At 41.4% G+C, this 17,955-nt stretch carries 19 protein-coding genes and 1 riboswitch; of the genes, 6 read left to right on the forward strand and 13 right to left on the reverse strand.

Translation table 11 applies throughout. From position 1 onward, the window contains the following. Window positions 1–2: 2 nt before the first annotated feature. The 10 genes from thiS to DD649_RS05570 all read right to left on the reverse strand — a co-directional run bounded on the left by thiS (window position 3) and on the right by DD649_RS05570 (window position 9,523). The gene (gene thiS / locus DD649_RS05525) at window positions 3–203 is read right to left on the reverse strand and encodes a sulfur carrier protein ThiS (RefSeq protein ID WP_294104467.1); all 201 of its coding nucleotides are present in this window, start codon (window positions 201–203) and stop codon (window positions 3–5) included. After that, entirely contained in the window at window positions 191–949 is a 759-nt protein-coding gene (locus tag DD649_RS05530) for a HesA/MoeB/ThiF family protein (RefSeq protein WP_294104468.1), read from the reverse strand. Before DD649_RS05530 ends, thiS begins: the two co-directional genes overlap by 13 nt. A 99-nt stretch (window positions 950–1,048) precedes the next feature. After that, on the reverse strand, window positions 1,049–1,705 hold the full coding sequence (thiE, locus tag DD649_RS05535) for a thiamine phosphate synthase (protein ID WP_294104502.1): 657 nt from the start codon (window positions 1,703–1,705) through the stop codon (window positions 1,049–1,051). Then, entirely contained in the window at window positions 1,689–3,680 is a 1,992-nt protein-coding gene (gene thiC / locus DD649_RS05540) for a phosphomethylpyrimidine synthase ThiC (RefSeq protein ID WP_294104470.1), read from the reverse strand. Before thiC ends, thiE begins: the two co-directional genes overlap by 17 nt. Before the next feature lie 200 nt (window positions 3,681–3,880). Continuing rightward, window positions 3,881–3,993: riboswitch (TPP riboswitch) on the reverse strand. Window positions 3,994–4,217: 224 nt separating this feature from the next. Next, complete coding sequence (locus DD649_RS05545) at window positions 4,218–4,880, reverse strand: HAD family hydrolase (RefSeq protein ID WP_294104471.1); 663 nt, start codon at window positions 4,878–4,880, stop codon at window positions 4,218–4,220. Window positions 4,881–4,901: 21 nt separating this feature from the next. Beyond that, entirely contained in the window at window positions 4,902–5,918 is a 1,017-nt protein-coding gene (locus DD649_RS05550) for an ABC transporter ATP-binding protein (protein WP_294104472.1), read from the reverse strand. 2 nt (window positions 5,919–5,920) lie between these two features. Then, the gene (locus DD649_RS05555; protein WP_294104474.1) at window positions 5,921–6,748 is read right to left on the reverse strand and encodes an ABC transporter permease; all 828 of its coding nucleotides are present in this window, start codon (window positions 6,746–6,748) and stop codon (window positions 5,921–5,923) included. Continuing rightward, a complete protein-coding gene (locus DD649_RS05560; RefSeq protein WP_294104476.1) occupies window positions 6,738–7,640 on the reverse strand; it encodes an ABC transporter permease subunit in 903 nt (300 codons plus the stop codon). The genes DD649_RS05555 and DD649_RS05560 overlap by 11 nt, the downstream gene beginning before the upstream one ends. Next, window positions 7,640–8,458, reverse strand: coding sequence for an alkaline phosphatase family protein (locus DD649_RS05565; protein WP_294104480.1), 819 nt, complete (start codon window positions 8,456–8,458; stop codon window positions 7,640–7,642). The genes DD649_RS05560 and DD649_RS05565 overlap by 1 nt, the downstream gene beginning before the upstream one ends. A 12-nt stretch (window positions 8,459–8,470) precedes the next feature. Then, entirely contained in the window at window positions 8,471–9,523 is a 1,053-nt protein-coding gene (locus DD649_RS05570) for an ABC transporter substrate-binding protein (protein ID WP_294104482.1), read from the reverse strand. 253 nt (window positions 9,524–9,776) lie between these two features. On the opposite strand from DD649_RS05570, the gene nudC reads away from it, so the two are divergent. From nudC to DD649_RS05600, 6 genes are all read left to right on the forward strand, one after another. Next, window positions 9,777–10,568, forward strand: a complete 792-nt coding sequence (nudC, locus tag DD649_RS05575) for an NAD(+) diphosphatase (RefSeq protein ID WP_294104484.1) — start codon at window positions 9,777–9,779, stop codon at window positions 10,566–10,568. 84 nt (window positions 10,569–10,652) lie between these two features. Beyond that, a complete protein-coding gene (gene hemE / locus DD649_RS05580; RefSeq protein ID WP_294104486.1) occupies window positions 10,653–11,717 on the forward strand; it encodes a uroporphyrinogen decarboxylase in 1,065 nt (354 codons plus the stop codon). A 98-nt stretch (window positions 11,718–11,815) separates the two neighbouring features. Next, window positions 11,816–12,487: a deoxyribonuclease V gene (nfi, locus tag DD649_RS05585; RefSeq protein ID WP_294104488.1), complete on the forward strand. Its 672-nt coding sequence runs from the start codon at window positions 11,816–11,818 to the stop codon at window positions 12,485–12,487. Between the two features lie 74 nt (window positions 12,488–12,561). Then, a complete protein-coding gene (locus tag DD649_RS05590; protein ID WP_336429459.1) occupies window positions 12,562–13,149 on the forward strand; it encodes a YjaG family protein in 588 nt (195 codons plus the stop codon). Between the two features lie 198 nt (window positions 13,150–13,347). Next, entirely contained in the window at window positions 13,348–13,620 is a 273-nt protein-coding gene (locus DD649_RS05595; RefSeq protein WP_294104492.1) for an HU family DNA-binding protein, read from the forward strand. 89 nt (window positions 13,621–13,709) lie between these two features. Then, entirely contained in the window at window positions 13,710–14,336 is a 627-nt protein-coding gene (locus DD649_RS05600; protein WP_294104494.1) for a DUF1481 domain-containing protein, read from the forward strand. A gap of 200 nt (window positions 14,337–14,536) precedes the next feature. Here the strand turns inward: DD649_RS05600 and purD are convergent, their stop codons facing one another. The 3 genes from purD to DD649_RS05615 form a co-directional block, all read right to left on the reverse strand. Next, window positions 14,537–15,820 carry a phosphoribosylamine--glycine ligase gene (gene purD, locus DD649_RS05605; RefSeq protein ID WP_294104496.1) on the reverse strand — a complete coding sequence of 428 codons (1,284 nt, stop codon included), beginning with the start codon at window positions 15,818–15,820 and terminating at the stop codon, window positions 14,537–14,539. 17 nt (window positions 15,821–15,837) lie between these two features. Further along, entirely contained in the window at window positions 15,838–17,427 is a 1,590-nt protein-coding gene (gene purH / locus DD649_RS05610; RefSeq protein WP_294104498.1) for a bifunctional phosphoribosylaminoimidazolecarboxamide formyltransferase/IMP cyclohydrolase, read from the reverse strand. Between the two features lie 337 nt (window positions 17,428–17,764). Further along, window positions 17,765–17,955 (reverse strand): hypothetical protein (locus tag DD649_RS05615; protein WP_294104499.1); only part of this gene is annotated, 191 nt, incomplete at its 5' end.

Genomic DNA, 17,955 nt, shown 5'->3' on the forward strand with positions numbered 1-17,955 from the left:
GATTAGCCTCCTGCAATAGCTTGAAATAGCAAGATATTATCTTTTTCATTAATAAGATGACTATCCCACTGGCTCTTAGGAATGACGATTTGGTTTATTGCTAGTGCTGAGCCTGATGTTTGGCGACCAAGTGTGATAAACAATTGAGTGACCGTCATTGGCGATGCAAACTGCATCGGTTGGTCATTAATTATGATATGCATGTTTCCTCTCGACAGATAGAGCACTGCATAGATGGGGTGAGCTGCAATGTATTCCAATGTTGTTGTTTTCCATCGAATAAACGCAATTTACCACTAAGAGAAGAAGGCAGACCGACTAGCAACTTAATCGCTTCGAGTGCTTGTAATGTGCCAATAATGCCGACGACAGGACCTAAAACACCCGCGGTACGGCAGTTGCGTTGTGGCTCCTCATTTTCAGGATAAAGACAGGCATAACAGCCTGAGCTAAATGGCGGCTCAAACACCATGAGCTGCCCGCCAAAACCGACAGCACTGCCGCTGATTAAGGCTTTATTCGTTTTAACACAAGCCATGTTGACAGCATGGCGAGTTGCCATATTGTCACAGCAATCAAGGACTAAATCGACTTGTGCGACTAACGGAATTAATGTATCGATATCCAATTTTTTCTGTAAAACGTGTGTTTTTATCAGCGGGTTTAATTGGTTAAGTCGATGGGCGGCTAATTGTGCTTTAGATTTTGAAATATCATCAGTGTTGTAGAGCATTTGCCGTTGTAGATTTGAAACATGCAATTCATCGTGATCGGCAAGCCATATCTCACCAACACCCGCCCCCGCTAAATAGAGACTCGCGGGTGAGCCTAATCCTCCTAGACCCACAATGAGTACTTTGCTATTTTTGAGTTTCTGTTGTCCTACAGGGCTGACATCTTCCAGTAATAGCTGGCGGCTGTAACGCATAAATTCTTGGTCACTTAACATGATAAGCTCCTTCGAATAATCATAATGAGCCATATTTATATTTTTCATAATTATCAATAAAATTAATAAATTATGGATTTCATTATGATTACCAATTAATTAATGTGAATTATCGCTTTCAACTAAATCCAACAGTACCTTTGTCGCCTTTTGCCAATCTTCAGCTTTGGTGATCGCACTGACGAGAGCGACACTGCCGACACCGGTTTCAAGCACCGCAGAAACTCTATCTATTGAAATACCGCCAATGGCGACAGTGGGGTATTCTGGGGTGGCTGCCACCATTTTTTTGAGTGTTTCAAGTCCTTGAGGTGATGATGGCATCTCTTTGGTTTCTGTCGGAAAAATATGCCCCATTGCAATATAAGAAGGGCGCACCGATTTGGCGATGGCAAGCTCACGTTCATCATGGGTCGAAACACCTAGGCGCAGACCTGCTTGATGAATGGCAAATAAGTCAGTAGTTTCCAAATCTTCTTGCCCAAGGTGAACGCCATAAGCACCAAATTCGACTGCTAGACGCCAATAGTCATTGATAAATATGCGTGCGTTGTATTGTTTGCCAAGCGTGATGGCTTTTTGGATATCATCACGAACTTCGCTATCGGTCTTGTCTTTAATTCGCAGTTGGAGAGTGGAAACTCCCGCATTAAGCAGGCGTTCAATCCATTCTACGGAGTCAACAACAGGGTACAGACCAAGGCAGTGCTCAGTCTCCGGAAATGGAGTATCCGGTAAATTAAGCAATTTTTTCATCATTGACGACCTCTGCGCTATGGTATAACTCGCTACCGTGAGCTCGAAAAGCTTCTGACATTTGCGTCATTCCGTTCTCTTTTTCAATCGCTTCTTTTGCTGCTATTTCTTTTTGTGCAGCATAGTCTCTGACTTCTTGTGAGATTTTCATTGAGCAGAATTTAGGGCCGCACATAGAACAGAAATGAGCGACTTTCCCAGAGGCTTGAGGCAAAGTTTCATCGTGATATTTGCGTGCCGTTTCTGGGTCTAATGCTAAGTTGAACTGATCTTCCCAACGGAATTCAAAACGTGCCTTAGACATTGCATTATCACGAATTTGAGCACCGGGGTGCCCTTTAGCAAGATCCGCAGCGTGAGCAGCAATTTTATAAGTGATAAGACCTTGTTTCACATCTTCTTTATTTGGTAAGCCTAAATGCTCTTTGGGGGTGACGTAACACAACATCGCGCAACCAAACCAACCAATCATCGCAGCACCAATACCGGAAGTGAAATGGTCATAGCCCGGTGCGATATCGGTAGTTAAAGGGCCTAATGTATAAAATGGCGCTTCGTGGCAATGTTCTAATTCTTCCGTCATATTGCGACGTATCATCTGCATTGGCACATGTCCTGGACCTTCAATCATCACTTGAACGTCATATTCCCATGCGATTTTAGTCAATTCACCTAGGGTATGTAATTCTGCAAATTGCGCTGCATCATTAGCATCTTGAATTGAACCTGGACGCAGGCCATCTCCTAGCGACAGTGATACATCGTAGGCAGCGCAGAGTTCACAAATTTCACGAAAATGTTCATATAGAAAGTTTTCTTGATGATGTGAAAGACACCATTTTGCCATGATAGAGCCACCACGAGAGACAATACCCGTAAGGCGTTTTGCGGTCATGGGAACGTAACGTAACAAAACCCCTGCGTGAATGGTGAAGTAGTCAACACCTTGTTCAGCTTGTTCAAGCAAGGTGTCACGGAACATTTCCCATGTGAGATTTTCAGCCACACCGTTTACTTTTTCTAGTGCTTGGTAAATGGGTACCGTGCCGATTGGCACTGGGCTATTACGTAAAATCCATTCACGAGTTTCATGGATATAACGACCAGTGGATAAATCCATGACGGTATCCGCACCCCAACGGGTTGACCAAATCAATTTCTCAACTTCTTCTTCGATGGATGACGTGACTGATGAGTTACCGATATTGGCATTCACTTTAACTAAGAAGTTGCGGCCAATAATCATCGGTTCAGATTCAGGATGGTTTATATTTACAGGAATAATGGCACGGCCTGCGGCGATTTCTTGGCGAACAAATTCAGGGGTAATATTGTCTGGTAAATTAGCGCCAAAGCCTTGTCCTGGATGCTGTTGCAGAAGCACTTCACCACGAATACGTTCGCGACCCATATTTTCACGAATGGCAATAAATTCCATTTCAGGGGTTATGATCCCTTTACGTGCATAGTGCAATTGAGTGACGCACTTCGTATTTTTCGCTTTTAATGGATGCGGGCGATTATTAAAACGTAGGTGGTCGAGTCCTGCATCTGCTAAACGTTGCTGGGTGAAATCAGAGCTGAGGTTTTTAACGGGTTCGATATCTGCGCGTGCTTGTATCCAAGGTGCCCGAATTTTTTGCAATCCTGCATGCACATTTAGCTCGCAAGCGGGGTCACCATAAGGCCCTGACGTATCATAGATAGGAATGGGTTCATTCTCTTCTAATTGAGGATTCTCATTATCGCCCCCAATCAGCGTGGGAGAGAGCTGAATTTCACGCATTGGAATTTGAATATCATCCCTTGAACCTTGTAAATAAATGCGTTTTGAATTGGGAAATGACACACCAGAAACAGTATTAATGAAGTCTTCAGCGGCATCCCTTTGTGCTTTTCGAGTACGAGCAGGGGCGGGTTTTGCAGAAATATTTGTGGTCGGTATAGCATTAGTTAAATTTGTATTATTAGACATAGCAATTTCCTGACATCGTCACGGGCTATAACGCATTTATAAGTTGTGCGTATTAGCAGGTTTATCGTAAGAAAGTTGCTTGTCAGGAGTTCGGAGGAGTAATAATAAGACGTTGCGTATTGTGTTGTAATTCACCATATCGTTTGTTTTTCAATCACCGGTTTTAGGTGAGATTAAGTCAAAAATGATGGTTAATACGCTGAGTGATTACTCTTGTTCCCTTCGCGGGTATTAACCCGATCAGGTTCCGCGGATCCCGAATTAACGGTCTCAGCCCGATGCAAATGCATACTAGGCACTCCGACAAGAATAATCAGTATAGAGGGCTTTCTGTGATTCTCAAGCTTTTTCCTCGTCATTCTTCAAGCGATAAGTGCGTTGGCCGCTCTCGGCTACCCAAGTCACATACTTATGTATGCTCCTTGGGATATCCTCGCTTGCCGCCTTCTTCTCGCTTGAATAATTTAGAGGAACCTTTGGATAGATTGGTTAGTTAAAACCAAGATCAAAACTAAGACCGAAATTACAAGTTTGGGCCTACAAACTCCAAGTATATTGCGGCCAGTTATTTTCATTGGCGGCTTGTTGTAAGCGTGGGTCGCCGTTGATAATAAATACTTCATCGGCAAAGTAGCACATGGGAAGGTCGTTGGCAGAGTCGGTGTAAAAGTAGATATAGGCATCGGTGATGGGTTGGTGGCTTACCCAATGCATTAGACGCTTAACTTTACCTTCTTTGAAAGTGGGAATACCTTCTATTTCAGTAGTGTAGCAACCACTTTGTTGCTTGATATCAATGCCCATGGCGACGTCAGCATTAAGTTTGTTTGCTACCTTTTTAACAATAAATGAAACGGTTGCGGAGATCACAATAATCGGGATCTTTTGAGATCGATAAAAGGCGATCGTGCTTAATCCTTCGGGATAAATTCGCGGAATAATAATGGTGTCGATAAAATCATCGAGCCACAGATCGACTTGCTCTGTTTTTATATTGGCAAGAGATTGCAAATTAAATCGCAAATATGTTGCCATATCTAAAGATCCTGCATTGTATTGCGCCATCATTGTTTTATCAGCCTCGACAAAACGGGGGTCTTTGATGATTTTTTTATCCCATAAATATTGCGTCCACAGTACGCTGCTATCTCCTTGAATTAAGGTGTCATCCAAATCAAAAATGGCTAATTTGTTCCGCATTTTTATTTTTCCATGATTAAATTAGCTTAAGGCGCGAATTTCATTTTTATTAAACATCAGTTCAAGACGTGTTCCGGGCTCAAAAAGTCGTTCTGAAGAGCGGTTAAGTAGGTCAACTGTCATATTTCCTGCTGGCGTATTGACTGAATAACGAATGATATTGCCCAGTAATTGATGGTCGACAATAATAGCATCAACAGGATGCGAAATATGGTCTGCATATTGACGTCCCGCTTCTTTTACATAAATAGATTCGGGACGGATCGCGAGGGTGCCTTGTAGATTTAGTCCCAGCATGGCATTGGCTTTCTCTGCGGTAACGAGATTATAGTTACCCATAAAACGTGCTACAAACTCATTAGCCGGTTGAGTATAGATATTTTCTGCTGTATCGCTTTGAACAATCGAGCCTTTATTCATTAAAAAAATTCTATCTGACATGATCATTGCTTCATCTTGATCATGAGTGACAAAAATAGTTGTCAGTTTTAGTTCACGCTGAATATGACGAATTTGTTGACGTAAATGTTTACGAATACGGGCATCAAGGGCTGATAAAGGCTCATCGAGCAATAATATTTGCGGCTTCATCACTAAAGCGCGAGCCAGTGCCACTCGTTGACGCTGACCACCAGACAATTGATGCGGATATTGCTGCTCTTTCCCTTGGAGTTCAACCATTTCAATCACATCGGTGACTGCTTTCTCCCTTTCTTTACTATCAACTTTGCGCATCTTCAGGCCAAAGGCAATATTTTCGGTCACCGTCATATTAGGGAACAACGCATAACTTTGAAATACCATACCTACGCCACGCTGCTGAGCAGCTTGATGGGTAATATTTTCACGACCAATATAGAGCTCACCACTATTTAGTTGCTCAAGACCTGCAATACAGCGTAAAAGCGTTGATTTTCCACAACCGCTAGGACCTAGCAAAGTAATAAATTCGCCTTTTTCAATCGTAAACTGGATATCAGAAAACACCTGATTTTGACCAAAGGACTTACTTAAATTTTCGGCAATGACATAGCTCATCATTAATCTCCAGAACGGCTTAATCGAGTTGCTAACCAAGTCAATAACAACGTAAATAGGAAATAAGACATCACCAGTGCAGAGGTAAAATGACCGCTGGTTTGACGCATATTGAAGAGATAAATTTGTAGGGTTTCATAACGGGTTCCCACCAATATATTGGCGAAAACAAATTCACCCATTAGAAATGAAAATGAAATTAATAATGAGACAAGAAAACCTTTACGAATATTGGGTAGCACAATCAAAATAAAAGCTTTAAATGTGCTAGCACCTAATAGGTGAGCAGCATCCATCAAGTCATGCAAATTAATACCTTGGAAACTATTCGCCAAAGCACGATACATAAAGGGTAAAGTGATGGTGAAATAGGTGCCAATTAAAATCCACGGCGTGCCGACTAATATAAATGGTTCATCAGAAAATATTTGTAATAAACCGACGGAAGAGACTACGGGCGGGATGGCAAAAGGTAAAATAATCAATAAGTCCATTACACTTTTTAGTTTGGGAAAACGATAAAATACCGCAAAGGTCATGGGGAGAATAATCAACGTACTGACGAGTAGGGTACCAAAACAGATAATCAATGAACGACCAAAAGCCATTAAAAAACGTGGATCTTGCCATAATTGCAAATACCATTTTATTGATAAAGAGTCTGGCAGAACCGTTGCCCCCCATTGGCTGGCAATAGAATAAAGAAAAGTGGCGATAATGGGTAAAGCTAGTAGGCTTGCAACACTAATTAGAATTAATTTGTGCAGCCACAGGCTAGGAGCTTGACTAGATTTAGTTATCATTGGGCTGATTGCATTATTACTTTGCATGGTAGCTCCGTTTTAATAACCAATGGTGAATAGCGGTAATAAAACCAAGAATAGCAATTAACAAGACAGATAGCGCCGCCGCCATATTCGGTTCTAAGAATAGATCGCCAGAAACTAAGCTGGCAATTCGGATAGTAACCAGATTGTAATTACCGCTAGTCAAGGCGTAGGTACTTGCGTATGCCCCAACCGCATTGGCGATTAAGATAATAAAAGTACCGAGTAATGCAGGGGATATGACAGGAATAGCGACCTTAAACCAATATGTTAGTTTACTAGCACCCATCGTTTTTGCAGCCTCTTCCCACTCTGGTTTTAGGGCATCAAATGCAGGGTAAAGTAATAAAACTCCTAACGGTATTTGGAAATAGATATACAGCAGCATCAACCCATTGGCGCTATAAATATTAAAGTCTTCAATAATCCCCCATGCTTTAAGTTGCAAGGTAATCGCACCGTTAAAGCCTAAAATAATAATAAAAGCAAAGGCGAGAGGAACACCACTGAAGTTACTGGTCATTGTGGTGAAAGAAATCATTATTCGGCGGACTTTACCTTGCATTTTATAAATAGAAAATGCCGTCACGCTAGAGATCAATAATCCAATCACGCTACAGAAAATTGAAAGCCATAATGTATTTTCAAATGCTTGTAGATAAAAATCATTGGTGAAGACTTCAAGATAATTGGCAACTGACCACGCTTCTTCGTAAATGAAACTATTAATCAATACCCAAATCATTGGCGCAATTTGAAATAGGCAAAACAGCGTGATGAAAGGCAGCATTAATAAAGCCGCCTGCCAATGAAAGCGAGCCAAATGTTTTTTTAACATGGCTATTTTGCCTTGTTGTTGAGCTGTTTGTTCGCAAGGAGCGGTAATGTCGGCCATTAATTGCCTCCTACCAGTAACTCATGACAAACGGATTTATCGGGATAGTTCACACCGAGTAAAGCACACAGGGTTCCGCAAATTGCGGTCTGTTCCATTTCGCATTGGGGATCATGTGAAAATTGTGTTCCGATAACGAACAGCGGAACAGTGCATTCTTCTGGTAAAATGCCACCATGGCTGCGATCATTATTCATGCCGTGATCACTGGTGATAATCACTTGATAACCTTGCTCAATCCATGTCGGAATATAGTTCGACAAAATAATATCTGCTTTACGAGCGGTATTACGATATTGCGCTGAATCAAAACCAAACTTATGTCCTGCATCATCAATATTCATAGGATGAATGAGTAAAAAGTCAGGAGAATATTGAGTGCGTAAATATTCTGCATCAATAAATAAATGGTCATCAGGATAGCTATCAGCTTGATAAAAACAGCCATATTGAATAGCGAGTTGTTCATCATGAGTAAAGCGGTCACGAGTCGCCACAAAAGGCGCTCGGTTATAGAGTTCGCTCACCCAGTAATAAGCCGCCGCTGCGGTGATTTTTCCGGCTTTACGTGCTAAGGAAAAAACACTGTCGAAATGGGATAACCGAACCACTTCATTGTTTACAATGCCGCTTTTAACGGGTGAAATACCTGTCAGTATGCACTCATATAAAGGGCGAGACATTGAGGGGAGTTCACACTCCATTTTATAAAGTGTTGCACTATCAGCCTTGATTAAGCCATTGAGATAGCCCATACAATGATGGGCCACTGAATAACTTAAACCGTCTAGAACAACAAGTATGACCTTTTCAGACATTATCAATCCTAATTACTGCTGGTGGATTAAAACTTGCTGTTGCCACATTTTCGGCAAAGTACGAGATGACTTTTCCCAACCCTCTGCATCTTTAATGGGATGAACATTTTTATATTGTGCTTCAGGGAGTAATTTAGATTTAATTGAATCAGGTAATGTCAGATATTGTGCACGAATAGGGCGAGCATAACCTTCCGCCAGATTTAACTGCCCTTTATCACTGAAAATATATTCGCGAGCTAATTTAGCTGCATTTGGGTTTTTGGCATATTTGTTGATAATCGTGGTATAACCTGAAATAACCGAACCATCTGATGGAATAACAACGGTGAAACGATCGCGGTTGATCTGATCGCGATAATTCAGTGCGTTAAAGTCCCATAAAATACCGACTTCAACTTCACCTTTTTCGATATTGGCGACAGTAGGATCGTTTACTGATAAGCGCTTTTGTTTAGCGAGTTCAGCAAAAAATTCAATGGCCGGCGTGAGGTTGTTTTCATCACCACCACGAGCAAAAGCAGCGGCAAGGACAGCGTTGTTAGCTTGTGCTGCTATACCCACGTCACCGACGGTGACTTTATATTTACCTTTGAGTAAATCGTCCCAACTTTTTGGTGCGTCTTTGACTAACTCATTGTTAATCATAAAAGCAATTGACCCAGTATAAGCTAGCGCCCAATGCCCATCTTTATCTTTTGCCCAATTAGGAATTTGTTCCCAAGTTGTCGGTTTATAAGCTTGAGTAACCCCTTTTTGCACAGCGACGGGACCAAAAGAGGCACCAACATCACCAATATCTGCCGTTGCATTTTTTTTCTCAGCTGCAAATTTTGCGATTTCTTGGGCCGAACTCATATCGGTATCTTGGTGTTTTAATCCATATTGGTTTTCTAAATCCTGCCAAGTTCCTTTCCAGTTAGCCCATGAATCTGGCATTCCCACACTGTATACTTGCCCTTCTTTTTTTGCCGCATCAATTAATTTAGTTAAATTAGCATCTGCTGCTAATGTAAGGCTTGATGTTGTTAGAGATATTAAAATTGCAGGAACGATAACTTTCATCTTTTCTCTCACTATTGAGGAGCCGTATTGGTTAATTAGCATGCTAAGTTGATAAGATGACAATCAGTTGAAAGATTTATGACGCTTTTTGTATAATTTGTACTTAAAGCTGTATCATTTTGTTTATGAAAATGAACAAAAACTGTCAAATAAAGCATCGAAATATAACCCGTTAATCTTTTGAATTATTGTGTGTAAAAAGACTATCTTGGGTATAAAGGTAATTATTTTATGCAGATAAAAGATATGGAAAATGACTAAATTAACATTAGCAGGAACAGAAAGTGGTTGGTGGTTCATTTGTTTTGCGGGTCGGTTGTGGCTACCTCAGGGGGATGTTCCGAGAGGAACAGCTAAAGAGTTGTCTCTTATTGGTAAAACAGCGACCCCAATCGGGGAATGGCAAGGCGAGATAGTTTGGCTTATTGCTGAAAAAATGCCTTCAGATATGGCTTCCCCTCGTTTAGTCGCGGCACAAGATGAAGGACTTTTTCGACTTGCAGGTCGAGGAGTTCAACTCGCTGAATTTTATCGTTCACATCGTTATTGTGGTTATTGTGGAACGTCAATGCGTCATAGTAAAACGGAGTGGGCTTGTCTTTGTGACCATTGCCATGAACGTTATTATCCGCAAATTGCTCCTTGCATAATTGTGGGTATACGGCGAGATGATCATATCTTATTGGCTCAACATCGTCGCCATTCACAAAATCCATTATTTACAGTATTAGCGGGATTTGTGGAAGTTGGTGAGACATTAGAAGAAGCGGTTGCTCGTGAAGTGATGGAAGAAAGTAATATTAAAATTCGTAATATTCGCTATGTTTCATCACAGCCATGGCCATTTCCACATTCTTTGATGATGGGCTTTCTTGCCGATTATGACAGCGGGGAAATTAAAGTTGATCCAAACGAATTAATTAGTGCCCAGTGGTATCACTACAATGAGCTGCCTTTAATTCCGCCAGGAGATACTATAGCAAGGCGTTTAATTGAAGATACTGTTGTGCTTTGTCGTGATAGCGAAGATGAAGCAAGCCAATAGGCGCGCTGATATTGTTGTCTTTAACATGCTACAATACTAGCCCTTAGCCATTTACGGCGGCCACTGATTATAATGGAGTAAATAATGACTGAGTTAAAAAATGACCGCTATCTACGCGCGTTGCTACGTCAACCCGTAGATGTGACCCCGGTATGGATGATGCGTCAAGCAGGCCGCTATTTGCCTGAATACAAAGCAACACGGGCACAAGCCGGTGATTTTATTTCTCTGTGTAAAAATACGGAGTTGGCGTGTGAGGTGACTTTACAACCATTACGTCGCTTTCCATTAGATGCCGCTATTTTATTTTCTGATATCTTAACCATTCCTGATGCAATGGGACTTGGTCTCTATTTTGAAACTGGGGAAGGCCCGCGTTTTCAAAAGCCAATAAGCAGCCTTGCGGATGTCAAAAACATTCCAATTCCTGATCCAGAAATGGAATTAGGTTACGTAATGGATGCTGTGAGGGCTATTCGTAAAGCGCTAAATGGTGATGTGCCGTTGATTGGTTTTTCAGGTAGCCCATGGACATTAGCGACTTATATGGTTGAAGGTGGCAGCAGCAAAGCCTTCACTAAAATCAAAAAAATGATGTATGAAGACCCTGCTGCACTGCATTTATTACTCGATAAACTGGCTGATAGCGTTATTTTATATTTGAATGCACAAATTCGTGCTGGTGCACAATCCCTGATGATTTTCGATACTTGGGGCGGTGTGTTAACTAAGCGTGATTATTTACAGTTTTCATTGAATTATATGCAGAAAATCATTGATGGGCTGATCCGTGAAAACGAGGGTCGCCGCGTACCCGTAACCTTATTTACTAAAGGTGGCGGTCAGTGGTTAGAAGAAATGGCTGCGACGGGCTGTGATGCATTAGGTTTAGATTGGACGACTGAAATTGCAGATGCACGTCGTCGCGTTGGTGATAAAGTTGCATTACAAGGTAATATGGATCCATCGATGTTATATGCGCCGCCAGCTCGTATCGAAGAAGAAGTACAAAATATTCTTGCTGGTTTCGGTAGCGGTGATGGTCATGTATTTAACTTAGGACATGGCATTCATCAGGATGTTGCGCCTGAGCATGCAGGTGTATTTATCGATGCCGTTCACCGTTTCTCCCGACAGTATCATCAATAGCCGGCAGGTTTAACTCATGGTGTATTTACCGTAGCTTGTAAGTGCACTATTATCATCTATCATTAGTAATAATTAAGTATCTTAAGTATTGGTACATTATGGTTTTAGATACTCACTTGTTACGGCAAGAACAAATTCATCAAGCCGAACAAGTTATTTTAGCTGATGAATACCAGCAGCCTCGCTTTATTGGCGGGGCTGATGTGGGTTTTGAACAACAAGGTAGCATTACTCGAGCCGCTATTGTCGTGTTGTCATGGCCACAATTGGAATTAGTTGAATATCAGATAGCACGAGTCCCGACTCAATTACCTTATATTCCTGGGTTACTTTCCTTTCGAGAAGTGCCTGGGTTAATGGCGGCGTGGACACAAATAAAACAAAAGCCTGATTTGGTTCTTGTGGATGGTCAAGGTATTGCTCACCCAAGGCGCTTTGGTGTTGCTTGTCATTTTGGATTACAAGCGAATGTTCCAACGATTGGCGTCGCAAAAAGCCGTTTATGTGGTGATGACGTTGTACTCGCCGAAGAACAAGGTAGCTATCTACCTCTAATGCAAAATGGAAATCAATTAGGCTGGGTACTGCGTAGCAAAAAACGCTGTAACCCTTTGTTTATTTCTCCGGGACATAAAGTCAGTTTATTGTCGTCGCTAGAGTGGGTAACGCGGTGCTTGCAAGGGTATCGGCTACCTGAACCTACCCGTTTTGCTGACGGAATTGCATCTAATCGCATATTTTTTAAGCGAATGAATAAGAAAATTGGCTAATTATCAGCAAAATATGTGGCATTGGCGGATTTTCAGGTAAACTGCGAAGTATTGAGATTGATGAGTCAGAAATTATGTTAAAAAATCCCATTCATTTGAGGTTGGAAAAATTAGAAAGCTGGCAGCATGTCACTTTTATGGCTTGCCTGTGTGAAAGAATGTATCCCAATTTTCAAATGTTTTGCCAGCAAACTGAATTTGCGCATGAAAAAGTTTACCGCTCTATACTCGATTTAGTTTGGGAAACCTTGATCATAAAAGATAGCAAAGTCAATTTTGACAGTCAGTTAGAAAAATTAGAAGAAATTATTCCTGTCGCGGATGATTTCGATATATATGGCGTGTACCCTGCCATTGATGCATGTGTTGCTTTAGGCGAAGTTATTCACTCAAAATTGAGTGGTGAAACATTAGAGCATGCAATAGCGGTTAGCGAAACATCCATCCGTACAGTGGCTATGCTTGAAATGACTCAAGCTGGGCGAGAAATGACTGAGCAAGAGCTCAAAGAATTATCTTCTGTTGAAGAGGAATGGGATATCCAATGGGATATTTTCCGTTTACTGGCAGCTTGTGAAGAACGAGACTTAGAGTTAATTAAAGGATTAAAATCTGACCTTCGCGAAGCGGGGGTTAGCAATATAGGCATTACATTAAGCTGATTTTTATACTTTCGTTAACGAAAGCGTGACTTGACGCAGTAATGCTGAGTACTAAGGCTTCACATATGCCCCTAATCTAGTCTACATTTAGGGGCGAGAAGAAGTGGCTATCGGGGGCGTGTATCAGGGCTGTCAATTTGGCATATCCGACGCACTCGATGCTTTGCAAACGATAAACACACTGTGTAAGGATAATTTATGAATAAGACTGAATTAGTTGATGCTATCGCAGAATCAGCAGACCTGACCAAAGTTCAGGCAAAAGCAGCATTAGAATCTACTCTGAGTGCTATTTCTGACACGCTGAAAAAAGGCGAGCAAGTACAACTGGTCGGTTTCGGTACTTTCAAAGTCAGCCATCGTGCAGAACGTACTGGTCGTAACCCTCAGACTCGTGAAGAAATCACAATTCCAGCTACAACTGTACCTGCTTTCTCTGCCGGTAAAGCATTGAAAGAAGCAGTAAAATAAGTACGTTGTATACAAGAGTTATCAGAGGGGGTACAAAACTACCCCTTTTGTTTATTCGAAAAGGGTTGCTGGTATTGGGAGCTCTCTCAATGCTAAGCGCCTGCTCCTCTAATTCGCCTAAACTCCCGGAGTTCAGTGCAAGCGGATTTATTGCCGATGATGGCGTAATTCGTATGTGGCGACTCAACAATGATAAAAGCGAACCCCTCGTCTTAATGGTTGTTTATAGCCCTTATAAAGGCACAGATACTTCTGTTAATTTTTTCGAATACCGAATGGGAAAACTTTGGCAAATTCGTAGCCAAATCATGAGTCAAGGTGACGGAAATATTATGGAGCAGCTACGTTTTAATAAAAATAATGACATTATTTTTATGCAGCGCGAGCAAGCAAATAATAAAATTCCACTGACAGAAGATGAAATTACTCGCTGGCGTTTTGAGGCTGAGCGTATTCTTGAGACAAATACTGCATTAATTGTGGGTAAAGTTGAACTTTATCAAGGACGTTGGCAGCAAGGTAAAGTCACAACTTGCCAAGGCGATGTCCGTGAGGTGAAATTTGAGTCTTATGCAGAGGATTGGTTACAGAGCCGATCAAAAGTTTGGCATAACCAGTTGAATATCGCCTGGCTGGAGTCTCCAGAGGGAAACCAGTTGTTGATGGTCGCTGATACCGATTTTTGTCGCTGGGAACCTTCTAAAGAGAGCTTATAACCTCACCGCTCGTCGCCTTCCAAACTACAACATTATTGGTTTCAGTAACTTACCTTAGATATAAGTAATTTTTCCGTCTAGTTGTAATTCAAAATACTTAGAAGCGCTGACTCTGAGTAGAGGCAAAAATCAAACACAAGTATTGAGAATAAAAAAGCTGATAACGATGTATCAGCTTTCGGTGTCATGATAATTAAAGGCTATTTAATACGAGAAATTGCGCGATAACCGATGTCATTGCGATAAAAGCTATTATCCCAATGAATAGTTTTGGCAGCTTCATAAGCTTTAGCTTGTGCTTTTGCGATATCGGCGCCGAGCGCGGTAACACAAAGGACACGTCCACCGGCAGTGACAACCTTATTATCTTTCATCGTTGTACCTGCATGGAAAACTTTACTATCAGTAAATTCTTCAGTAGGTAATCCTGAAATGATATCACCATTATGATAATCGCCGGGGTAGCCGCCTGCGGCAATAACAACACCAAGTGCAGGACGCTCATCCCAAAGTGAATCTTTTCCTGCAAGTTCGCCTTTAGCACCGGCAAGGCATAATGCGACTAAATCAGATTGTAAGCGCATCATAATTGGCTGTGTTTCAGGATCACCAAAGCGGCAGTTAAACTCGATAACTTTAGGATTACCTAATTTATCAATCATTAAACCTGCATATAGAAAACCTTGATAGCGATTTCCTTCTTTATCCATTCCTTTAACCGTTGGATAAATCACTTGTTGCATTACTTTCTGATGAACTTCATCTGTAACAACAGGAGCAGGTGAATATGCACCCATACCACCGGTATTAAGGCCTGTATCACCATCACCAACACGTTTATGATCTTGGCTGGTTGCCATTGGAATGACATTTTCACCATCAACCATGACAATGAAACTAGCTTCTTCACCGTCAAGAAATTCCTCGATTACAATGCGATGTCCTGCATCACCAAAAGCATTACCTGCAAGCATATCATGCACGGCATTTTTAGCTTCTTGCAATGTCATGGCGACAATCACGCCTTTACCGGCCGCAAGTCCATCGGCTTTGATAACAATTGGTGCACCAACTTTATCTAAATAAGCGAGCGCTGGCTCAATCTCAGTAAAATTTTGATAGTCAGCCGTTGGAATGTTATGGCGCTCTAGGAAGTCTTTAGTAAATGCTTTTGAGCCTTCAAGCTGAGCAGCACCTTGAGTCGGGCCAAAAATGGTTAGCCCTGCATTTTGGAATTGATTAACAATACCAATGACTAATGGTGCTTCAGGACCAACAATCGTTAAATCAATTTGTTTGTCTTTTGCGAATTGAAGTAATGCATCGATATCTGTTGCTGCAATATCCACATTTTCTAATGTCGGCTCGAGTGCCGTTCCTGCATTACCTGGCGCGACATAGACTTTATCTGCAAGTGGTGATTGTGCGGCTTTCCACGCTAGTGCGTGTTCACGACCACCGCCACCAATAATTAATATATTCATCAATACACCTTTAATAATTAATGACGGAAGTGACGCATATTGGTAAAGATCATCGCGATGCCATGTTCATTTGCCGCATCGATAACTTCATTATCTCGAATAGAGCCGCCAGGTTGGATAACACAAGTCACGCCAACAGCTGCTGCCGCATCGATACCATCACGGAAAGGGAAGAATGCATCTGATGCCATTGCACAGCCGGCAACTTCTAAACCTTCATCTGCGGCTTTAATACCTGCAATTTTTGCGGAATAGACACGGCTCATTTGCCCAGCCCCGATACCGATAGTCATATCATTTTTCGAATATACGATGGCATTTGATTTAACAAATTTAGCAACCTTCCAGCAAAAAAGAGCATCTTTCATTTCGCGCTCAGTAGGCTGGCGTTTAGTGACAACGCGTAACTCATCTTCTTTTACCATGCCTAAATCACGATCTTGAACCAGTAAACCGCCATTCACACGTTTAAAATCTAAGCCCGCGATAGGTTTTTCCCATTTACCGCAAATAAGAACTCGAACGTTTTGCTTAGTTTCCAGTATAGGTAATGCATCTTGATCAACTGAAGGGGCAATAATGACTTCAACGAATTGACGGTCAACTATAGCTTGGGCTGTATTTTTATCTAGTGGACGGTTAAAGGCAATAATTCCACCAAATGCAGATGTCGGGTCAGTTTTAAATGCTCGGTCATAAGCAGTAAAAATATTATTGCCAATAGCGACACCACAAGGGTTAGCGTGCTTAACGATCACGCAAGCTGCTTCATCAAATGATTTTACACATTCAAGAGCAGCATCAGTATCTGCAATATTATTGTAGGATAATGCTTTGCCTTGAATTTGAGTTGCCGTTGCGATGGACGCTTCTTTTGGATTTTCTTCTATATAGAAAGCGGCATCTTGATGACTATTCTCGCCATAACGCATATCTTGTTTTTTAATAAAGTTTAAATTCAAGGTTCGAGGGAAGCGACCAGAAGGTTGAGTGGTGTCACCATAATAAGGGGCAACAAGTTCACCAAAGTAGTTCGCAATCATACTGTCATAAGCGGCAGTATGTTCAAAAGCTTTAATCGCTAAGTCAAAGCGAGTTGACCAATTCAGCGAGTTATCATGGTTATCCATTTCATCAATGACAATTTGGTAGTCATTACTGTTAACCACAATTGCTACATCTTTATGGTTTTTTGCTGCGGAGCGCACCATTGTTGGGCCACCAATATCGATATTTTCGACAGCATCTTCTAATGTACAATTGGGTTTCGCGACAGTTTGTGCAAAAGGATATAAATTGACGACAACCATATCGATGGGTTCAATATTATGTTCTTGCATGATGGCATCATCAGTCCCACGACGACCTAAGATCCCACCATGAATTTTCGGATGTAGTGTTTTAACACGTCCATCCATCATTTCAGGAAAACCCGTGTAATCCGAAACCTCTGTAACCTTCAGGCCTGATTCTGCTAATAGTTTTGCAGTTCCACCAGTAGAGAGAAGCTCAACTCCTCGGTGAGAAAGCGCCTTAGCGAATTCAACAACCCCTGTTTTATCAGACACACTAAGCAGGGCACGGCGAATTGGACGAAGCAGTTGCATGAAATAGATCCCTTGGATAAGAAAGAATTAGAGCGTATCAAATGAGTTAAAGAGCCTATGGCTCTTCTTATATCGCTATCTATAAAAGCTGAATATTGAGACTTCTTCAATAGCTATATATAAGTCACTAACAATTTCAGAACATAAACATAAAATTAATGCTGATTTTTCGCGCTAATTGTAGCGCAAACGTTTGCGTAATGCGCGCTAAATTTTGAATATTTTTCTATCTGTGGATAAGTTTGTGGATAAAAAAGTATAAGTAGGGGTTTTGCTGTGGATTGCAGCAGTTGAACTAAAAAATGCAAAAAAACTATTGCGCGAATTTTCTGACTCCCTATAATGCGCATCCACTGACACGGCAAACCGCTTCGGTGGTGAGGTTTGAAAAATAACCCCGATGACAGTAAGAGGTGAAAAAAGAAAGATAAAGTTGAAAATAACTACTTGACTTTCTGAAAGAAAAACGTAATATACACACCTCGCAACAACGACCTGATTCATTGAATTTAGTGTCGACATCGAAAG

Source organism: Providencia sp. (assembly GCF_003533305.1).
Taxonomy (GTDB): Bacteria; Pseudomonadota; Gammaproteobacteria; order Enterobacterales; family Enterobacteriaceae; genus Providencia.